Annotated in this window: 7 protein-coding genes and 1 pseudogene; 2 read left to right on the plus strand and 6 right to left on the minus strand. The window is 64.2% G+C overall.

Going from position 1 to position 8,199, the window contains the following annotated elements; genetic code table 11:
- The first annotated feature begins 61 nt into the window (after positions 1–61).
- Together holA and FJ419_RS30440 are read left to right on the plus strand one after the other, a co-directional pair.
- Positions 62–1,105, plus strand: a complete 1,044-nt coding sequence (holA, locus tag FJ419_RS30435) for a DNA polymerase III subunit delta (protein ID WP_140700815.1) — start codon at positions 62–64, stop codon at positions 1,103–1,105.
- 265 nt (positions 1,106–1,370) lie between these two features.
- Positions 1,371–1,606 (plus strand): annotated as a pseudogene (locus FJ419_RS30440) (GIY-YIG nuclease family protein).
- 118 nt (positions 1,607–1,724) lie between these two features.
- Here the strand turns inward: FJ419_RS30440 and FJ419_RS30445 are convergent.
- The 6 genes from FJ419_RS30445 to mnmG all read right to left on the minus strand — a co-directional run bounded on the left by FJ419_RS30445 (position 1,725) and on the right by mnmG (position 7,944).
- On the minus strand, positions 1,725–2,417 hold the full coding sequence (locus FJ419_RS30445; RefSeq protein WP_246679432.1) for a DUF2182 domain-containing protein: 693 nt from the start codon (positions 2,415–2,417) through the stop codon (positions 1,725–1,727).
- Positions 2,418–2,541: 124 nt separating this feature from the next.
- Positions 2,542–3,168, minus strand: coding sequence for a DUF1326 domain-containing protein (locus FJ419_RS30450; protein ID WP_140700817.1), 627 nt, complete (start codon positions 3,166–3,168; stop codon positions 2,542–2,544).
- Positions 3,169–3,659: 491 nt separating this feature from the next.
- Positions 3,660–4,553 carry a ParB/RepB/Spo0J family partition protein gene (locus tag FJ419_RS30455; protein WP_140700818.1) on the minus strand — a complete coding sequence of 298 codons (894 nt, stop codon included), beginning with the start codon at positions 4,551–4,553 and terminating at the stop codon, positions 3,660–3,662.
- Between the two features lie 63 nt (positions 4,554–4,616).
- Positions 4,617–5,414 (minus strand): ParA family protein, encoded by a 798-nt coding sequence (locus FJ419_RS30460; protein ID WP_140700819.1) that lies wholly within the window; start codon positions 5,412–5,414, stop codon positions 4,617–4,619.
- Positions 5,415–5,431: 17 nt separating this feature from the next.
- On the minus strand, positions 5,432–6,073 hold the full coding sequence (rsmG, locus tag FJ419_RS30465) for a 16S rRNA (guanine(527)-N(7))-methyltransferase RsmG (protein WP_140700820.1): 642 nt from the start codon (positions 6,071–6,073) through the stop codon (positions 5,432–5,434).
- On the minus strand, positions 6,070–7,944 hold the full coding sequence (gene mnmG / locus FJ419_RS30470; RefSeq protein WP_140700821.1) for a tRNA uridine-5-carboxymethylaminomethyl(34) synthesis enzyme MnmG: 1,875 nt from the start codon (positions 7,942–7,944) through the stop codon (positions 6,070–6,072). Before mnmG ends, rsmG begins: the two co-directional genes overlap by 4 nt.
- Positions 7,945–8,199 lie beyond the last annotated feature (255 nt).

Below are 8,199 nucleotides of genomic sequence, written 5' to 3' on the forward strand. Positions count from 1 at the left end.
ACGCTCTCCGCCCGCCGCTTCTCCGTTCACTCGGGCACCGCCCCGTGCTAACTCACCCCGCATGGCACAGAAGAAAGGATACGAGGTCGATTCGTGGCTGGCGAAGCCGGATCCGGCCATGGGAATCGTCCTGCTTTACGGCCCCGACCGCGGCCTTGTCGCCGAGCGGGCGAAAAGCTTTGCCGCAAAGACCGGCCTGCCGCTCGACGACCCGTTCTCTGTGGTCCGGCTGGATGGCGCCGAAGTCGACCGCGACGAGGGCCGCCTGCTCGACGAAGCGCGCACCGTGCCGATGTTTTCCGACCGGCGGCTGCTTTGGGTGCGCAATGCCAGCGGCCAGAAGGCGCTGGCCGACGACATCAAGGCGCTGACCGCCGAGCCCGCGCGCGACGCGGTCATCCTCATCGAAGCCGGCGACCTGAAGAAAGGCACCGGATTGCGCGCCATCGTCGAGGCCGCCGGCAACGCCATTGCCTTGCCTTGCTATGCCGACGAGGCCCGCGACCTGGACTCAGTGATCGACGACGAATTGCGCAAGGCCGGCATGTCGATGACCTTGGACGCCAGGCAAGCGCTGCGCCGCAACCTCGGCGGCGACCGCCTCGCCTCGCGCGGCGAGATCGAGAAGCTGGTGCTCTACGCGCATGGCCGGAAGGAGATCGGCATCGACGACGTCAACGCGCTGTCGGGCGACGTCTCCGGCGCTTCCTTCGACGCCGCTGTCGACGCCATGCTGGACGGCAAGGTCGGCGATTTCGACATCGCCTTCAACCGTCACTGCCAGTCCGGCGGCCATCCGTTCCTGGTGCTGTCATCGGCGATGCGGCAATTGCAGGCGATCCAAGCGATGCGCGGCCAGATGGAGACCGGCGGCCGCAACGCCGCCTCGGTCGTCGCCGGCGCCCGCCCCCCGGTCTTCTTCTCGCGCCGCAAGCTGGTCGAAAAGACGCTGGAGCGCTGGAACGTCGAGGCGCTCGGCCGCGCGCTCGGCCGGCTGCAGACGGCGGTGCTGCAGACCCGCAAGCGCCCGGACCTGTCGGAAGCGCTGGCACGGCAGGCGCTGCTCGGCATCGCGATCGAAAGCGCGCGGCTGGGGCAAAGGTAAACGCCAACGATTGGCGACGGTCGGGGCGACAGCTGACGTCCCTCCTTGTAGGGATGGCCGGTCTTCCCTCCGGGAGCTGCAGCGCAGGTGCTGCGAAGGGCGGGCAGGCCAATGGGCGCTGTCCCGCCGATCCGACCTCGTCATTCTAGGGCGGAGCAAGGAGCGAAGCGACGCGCGCAGACCCTAGAATCCATTCCGTGACATTCGCCGGAGAATGCAACGGTCCAGAATAGCCGCCGATAACTGCGCCAGCTAAGATCGCCAGATGACCGGCTATGTCTACATGACCGCAAGCCAGAAAGGCGGCACGATCAATATCGGTGTCACTAAGACCTTGCTCGTCGCGCGCGGCGTCTGGTCTGGTACGAGGAGTATTTCGATATCGCCGATGCCATTCAGCGTGAGACGTCATTGAAGCGCTGGCCACGGCGATGGAAGATTGAACTGATCGAGAAGACCAATCCTGAATGGTTCGAGCTCTTTCGCGGGGTTGGCTGGTGAACGCCTTGAACCGTGGTGGCTCTCGACCGTCACGGCATGGATTCTAGGGTCTGCGCGCGTCGCTTCGCTCCTTGCTCCGCCCTAGAATGACGAAGGATACGTTCTGCCCTGCCGCTGCTCAATTCATCATCATGTCGGCCGCCTGAAAGGTCGGCAGCGCCTGGGGAAAGACCAGAACCGCCGCGCCGTAAAGGAGCAGCGCGACACCTGACACCTTGGCTATGCCCCTTCCCGCCGGGAAGGTCTTCTCCGCAAAGATCAGCAAGGTGACCACGGCCATTGCGGCGACATTCATGATCCCGAGCGGGAAAAGTGCCAGAAACAGGAGCCAGCAGCAGCCCAGACAAAAGGCGCCGTGCTCGAGGCCCATGCGGACCGCACCCCATTGACCGTCGCGCCAGGAGGTCAGGATGAAACCGATTGGCGTGCGGCATTTGGCCAGGCAAAGATCCTTCAGTGGCGAGAGCTGGTAGGCGCCTGCAACGATCATCAGGGCGCCGCCGATGCGCGCGGCCGTCGCCGTGGACAATCCCGCATGATCGGCAAGCGTCTCGGCTCCTGCGGCGCCGGCAAAGGCCAAAATGCCCACCGTGCCCCAAACCAGCATATAGCCTGCCACGAACACCCAGGTGGCGACAAAGGCCTCGCCGCGACCTCGTTTGCCGGCTTGGACCTGGTGGAAGGTCAGGATCATCGGCGCCGCCGTCGGAAACATCATGGCAATCATCATGATCATCCAGATGGCAACAAACAGCGGCGCCCCCATGCCCATGGTGGGTGAGTACATGTCCATGCGCATGTCCGCGTCCATGCCGATCCGCTGCCGGATGAGTAAGACCCACGCCGCCGCGGCGACAGCGCCCAACAGGGCGAGAATGATGTTTCGCTGCAATGTCAGCGTCATAGGCGAGGCCGTTGCGACCATGCGTGCGGGACTATTGCTGGCCGGACCAATTGATCGGAGCGTAGTGCGCATTGCGGCGGGAATTGTCCCAACTCATGCCATGGTCGCTGAAAGTATTGCCTTCCACGCCCATCGCAAAACCGAGCCAGTCGGGATTGACGGGATGGCCGGTAGCCGCCCACATCTCACCGTCCTCGCGCATTGTCGGCAACGGTTCGACCGCCAACTGCATCACGCCGGCAACTTCCACCGACCGCTTCTTGCCGTCGGCCTGGTATTTGATCGGCACCTTCTTGGCTCCGAGATTGGTGCTGATCATCGGCGCGAAGGCGGCCATCGGCCCACCCGCGGCGCCGGTGAAGATGGCCCCGAGCGCTTCTGTCTGCCTGTCATCCGCATGGTCGTCGATATAGGCGGCAGCCGTCCAATTGCCCTCCGCCATCGGACCCGGCGTGTGAGCAACCATCGCAACATTGAGCCCGTCCAGTCGAACGTCGCCGAAACTGCCCTTGTCGATGTGAAAGACCAAGGCGACGTTGCAAACGCCTTTCGTCGGCTTCGATGTCAGCTGCGCCTGGGTCGACAGCAGGCAAGGACATACGACATCGCAGCTGCAATTCTCGAAGTAGCTTCCAGACAACCGCCAACTGACTGCCATTTACACCTCCCATTGTGTGAGGCGTGTCCGGCTTTGGCGAGGCGGTGCCGTTTCACGGATCCTGATAACGGCAGATAGCCCGCACCGCGACTGATCGGCACGCCGGGCAGTAATTTAAGTTTAGGCTAATAGAGCGTACGCCGTTGTCGGGCACTGTCAAGCGGAGGGCTGCGGTGCCTCGGCGGTGGGCAAGCGCTGGCGAGACAGGTGATGGGCGGTCCGATGGAAACCGGCGGCCGTAACATATCCTTCGTCATTCTAGGGCGGAGCAAGGAGCGAAGCGACGCGCGCAGACCCTAGAATGACGATAGAGGGAACGGCGCTCCTTCACGGCCCGCTCTGCCCTTGCCGCCGCCTTCGCCAGTTCACCACCGCCAACAAAAAGGGCCGGCAAAGCGCCAGCCCGTTTATGTCTATCACCGATATATCAGACGTATCCAACGTTCAGCCAAAACCTCAGAGTCCGCCGAATACCGTTACGCCGCAGCCGCCTACCGCTCGTCCTTCAGCCGACGGCAGAGCTCGTCGAGCTGCTCCAGCGAGCGATAGTTGACCTTGAGCGTGCCACCCTTGCCCTTGTGCTCGATGCTGACGATCATGCCGATCGTGTCCGTCATCAGTTTCTCGAGCGCCAGCGTGTCGGGGTCCTTGTCCGGGGTGCCGGCCGAGGTCTTGGTCTTGGCCGGCGTCGAGCCGGCGGGCATTTGCGCCAGCGCTTCGGCCTGGCGCACCGAAAGCCCTTCCTTGACGATGCGCTTGGCGAGCCCGGCCGGGTCTTCGGCGGTGACCAGCGTTCGGGCATGACCGGCCGACAAATCGCCGTCGACCAGCATATCGTGAATGACGTTGGGCAGCTTCAACAGCCTCAGCGTGTTGGCGACATGGCTGCGGCTCTTGCCGATCACCTGGCCGAGATCGGCCTGCGTGTAGCCATGCTCGTCGATGAGCTGCTGATAGCCTTGCGCCTCCTCGACCGCATTGAGGTCGGCGCGCTGGACGTTCTCGATGATCGCCAGCTCCAGCGCGGTGCGGTCGTTGACGTCGCGCACGATCAGCGGGATTTCGGTCAGGCCGGCGCGCTGCGCCGCCCGCCAGCGCCGCTCGCCGGCGATGATCTCGTAGCGGCCGGGCTGCGAGGGCGAGGGGCGCGCCACGACCGGCTGCACCACGCCGTGCTCGCGGATCGACTGGGCCAGATCCGTGAGCTCGGCATCGCCGAAATGCCGGCGCGGATTCTTCGGGTTCGGACTGACGAACTCGATCGGCACCTTGCCGTCGGCCGCCACCGCCGCGCCGGGCTTCTCGGGCGCCGCCGGACGGTCGATTTCGCCGATCAGCGCCGCGAGGCCACGGCCCAGTCTTTTTCTCGATTGGTCTTCGCTCATGAGTTTGTCCAGATCGTTTCGGAATCGAATCGGCTTATTAACCAAGCCGTGCGATGATGTAGCTCAGGCGGCCCGCAGCTTGCGCTCGCGGCGAATCACTTCGGAGGCGAGCTGCAGATAAGCCTGGCTGCCCGAGCATTTCAGGTCATAGAGGATCGCCGGCTTGCCGTAGGACGGCGCCTCCGACACGCGCACATTGCGTGGGATGATCGTCTCATAGACCTTGTCGCCCATATGGGTGCGCACATCCTGCACCACCTGGTTGGCGAGGTTGTTGCGCCCGTCATACATGGTGAGCACGATGCCCTGGATGGTGAGGTCCGGATTGATGGTATTGCGCACCTGCTCGACCGTCTCCAGCAACTGGCTGAGACCTTCCAGCGCGAAGAACTCGCATTGCAGCGGCACGAGAACGGAATCGGCCGCCGCCATTGAATTCAAAGTCAAAAGGTTGAGCGAGGGCGGGCAGTCGATCAGCACATAGCCGAACGGGGCCGAACGCTCGGAGGCGGCGCGCAGCGCATTGCGCAACTTGAGCACGCGGTCGGGCGCTGAGGCGATTTCCATCTCGATGCCGAGAAGGTCGAGCGTCGAGGGTATGATGGACAGGCCAGGCACGGCCGTCGGCACCGCGGCCTGCTCCAGATCGAGCTCGCCGGTCAGCACGTCATAGGACGAGACCGTGCGGTCCTTGCGGTCGATGCCGAGGCCGGTGCTGGCATTGCCCTGCGGGTCGAGGTCGACGATCAGCACGCGCTCGCCGATCGCGGCCAGCGCCGTGGCCAGGTTGATGGCCGTCGTCGTCTTGCCGACCCCGCCTTTCTGGTTGGCGACAGTGATGATACGCGGTCCGGTTTTCATGGATTTATGCCAGTAATTCATTGCTGTTTCGCTGGGCGCAAGTCGGTGATGTCGAGGATGACGCCTTCGGCGTCGGTCATGCTCGAATGTTCTACCAGATCGAAGCCCCAGCGGTGAGCGCTTTCTTCCACCTCGGCGCGGTAATCCCGGCCTTTGTGAAAGAGCGCGCGCGCGCCTTTGGTCAGCCAGGGCGCCGAGAGGTCGAGCAGGACCGGAAGCGCTGCCAGCGCCCTGGCCGTGACGATTTCCGGTGTGGAAACAAGCGCGTAGCTGTCATCGATGCGCCTGGTGACGACACGCGCCGGCAAACCGAACTGGCCGATGACGGATTGCAGGAACGACGCCTTCTTGCGGTTGCTTTCGACCAGGGCGATCGATGCGCCGGGGCGCTCCGCCAACAGGAAGCCCAGCACCAGGCCGGGAAAACCGCCGCCCGAGCCGAGATCGACCCAGCGTGTCGCGGTGGGTGCGATTCGCGCAAGCTGGGCGCTGTCCAGGATATGACGGCGCCAGACATCGTCCAGCGTCGACGGCGCCGCCAGATTGATGCTTCGGTTCCATTTCAGGAACAGCTGTTCGAAAGCCTGCAGCCGCTCGAATGTTTCACGTGAAACTGGACCCGCCGCCTTTTGCAGGTCCGCCCAGCCATCCGCGCTCACGCCACGTCCCTTCGCGCCACGAACTCGGCGTTGCGGACATGCGCGACAATGATGGCAAGCGCCGCCGGCGTCATGCCTTCCATGCGCTGCGCATCGGCGATCGAACGCGGCTGGCGCGCCTTCATCTTCTGCTTCAGCTCGTTTGAAAGTCCCGGAACGTCCGAAAAATCGAGCGCCTCGGGGATGAGCCGCGATTCCTCTTGCCTGATTTGTGCGGCGTCGGCTTGCTGGCGATCGAGGTAAACCGAATATTTCGCCTCCGTTTCGAGCCGCTCGGCCGTCTTGGCGTCCAGTTCGGCAAAGCGCGGTTCGACCCTTGTCAACCAGGCCATGTCGACGCCCGGATGCGCCAAAAGCGCATAGGCCGAGCGGCGCACGCCGTCCTTGTTGATCTCCAGCCCATGCCGTGCCGCTTCATTCGGCGTAAGCGTCACGGACTTTGCCAGCGCGCGGGCCTCGTCGAGCTTCTGCGCCATCGCGCCAAAACGCTGCAGCCGCTCCGATGACGCGATACCGAGTTTTTCCGCCAGCGGCGTCAGCCGCTCGTCGGCGTTGTCGGCGCGCAGCGACAACCGGAACTCCGCGCGGGAGGTGAACATGCGATAGGGCTCCGCGATACCCCGGCTGGTCAGGTCGTCGACCATCACGCCGATATAGGCCTCGGTGCGGCTGAGCACGAACGGCTCATCGCCAGATGCCGCCCGCGCCGCGTTGATGCCGGCGAGCAGGCCTTGCGCGCCGGCCTCTTCATAACCGGTCGTGCCGTTGATCTGCCCGGCCAGGAAAAGGCCGGCGACGCGCTTCGTCTCCAGCGTCGTCTTCAGCTCGCGCGGATCGACATGGTCGTATTCGATGGCATAGCCGGGCTGCAGCATCGTCGCCTTTTCCAGCCCGGGGATCGTCTTCAGCATGTCGAGCTGCACGTCTTCCGGCAGCGAGGTCGAGATGCCGTTCGGATAGACGGTGTCGTCGTCGAGGCCTTCGGGCTCGAGGAAGATCTGATGGCCCTCGCGGTCGCCGAACTTGACGATCTTGTCCTCGATCGAGGGACAGTAGCGCGGCCCGATGCCTTCGATCGAGCCGGAATACATGGCCGAACGTCCGAGATTGGCGCGGATCAGCTCATGGGTCGCCGGCATGGTGCGCGTGATGCCGCAATGGATCTGCGGATTGACGATTTTGTCCGTCATCAGCGAGAACGGCACCGGATCCTCGTCGGCCGCTTGGGCGTCCAGCGACGCCCAGTCGATGGTGCGGCCGTCGAGGCGAGGGGGCGTGCCGGTCTTCAGGCGCCCGAGCTTGAAGCCCGCACGCGCCATGGTCGCTGACAAGCCCATGCTTGCCTGCTCGTTCATGCGGCCGGCGACGATCTTCTTTTCGCCGATATGGATCAGCCCCCGCAGGAACGTGCCGGTGGTCAGCACAACCGCGCCGCAGGCCAGGCGCCGGTCGCCTGATATCTGCACGGCCGCCACTCGTCCTTCCACGATCTCAAAGTCGAGAACCTCGCCTTCGATCACGTCGAGATCGTTCTGTTGCTGAATCGCTTCCTGCATGGCCAAGCGATAAAGCTTGCGGTCGGCTTGGGTGCGCGGACCGCGCACGGCCGGCCCCTTGCGACGGTTGAGCAAGCGAAACTGGATGCCGGCGGCGTCGGCGATGCGCCCCATGAGCCCATCCATGGCGTCGATCTCGCGCACGAGATGCCCCTTGCCGAGACCGCCGATCGCCGGATTGCAGGACATGATGCCGATCGTGTCGAAGCGCAAGGTCACCAGCGCGGTCCTGGCGCCGGCGCGCGCGGCCGCACTTGCCGCCTCGCAACCGGCATGGCCGCCGCCCACCACCACCACGTCATAGTGACTGGTCATTTTCCCGAGAATCCGTTTTCAGAGATTGGGTTGACAGATGTCCCCGACGGCGGCCGGTGTCAAGGAGAGGGTGGACTCGTTTCACGTGAAACAATGAATGACGAGCATTGCCATCCCCAGCGGACAACTGCGAAGCCGGCGGGACAGCGCCCCCCTCTGTCCTCCCGGACATCCGCCCCACGAGGGGGGAGATTGGCAGCTCCGCCGAAGGCGCCCTGCAACATTGGTGAATTGGCGAAGACCGCAGTGACATCC

This window comes from Mesorhizobium sp. B2-6-2 (genome assembly GCF_006440615.1).
Classification (GTDB): domain Bacteria; phylum Pseudomonadota; class Alphaproteobacteria; order Rhizobiales; family Rhizobiaceae; genus Mesorhizobium.

Bases quoted from the DNA above. Each gene is read 5' to 3' on its own strand.
- holA (WP_140700815.1), top strand. From the start codon at position 62: ATGGCACAGAAGAAAGGATACGAGGTCGATTCGTGGCTGGCGAAGCCG.
- FJ419_RS30445 (WP_246679432.1), bottom strand. From the start codon at position 2,417: ATGGACGCGGACATGCGCATGGACATGTACTCACCCACCATGGGCATG.
- FJ419_RS30450 (WP_140700817.1), bottom strand. From the start codon at position 3,168: ATGGCAGTCAGTTGGCGGTTGTCTGGAAGCTACTTCGAGAATTGCAGC.
- FJ419_RS30455 (WP_140700818.1), bottom strand. From the start codon at position 4,553: ATGAGCGAAGACCAATCGAGAAAAAGACTGGGCCGTGGCCTCGCGGCG.
- FJ419_RS30460 (WP_140700819.1), bottom strand. From the start codon at position 5,414: ATGAAAACCGGACCGCGTATCATCACTGTCGCCAACCAGAAAGGCGGG.
- mnmG (WP_140700821.1), bottom strand. From the start codon at position 7,944: ATGACCAGTCACTATGACGTGGTGGTGGTGGGCGGCGGCCATGCCGGT.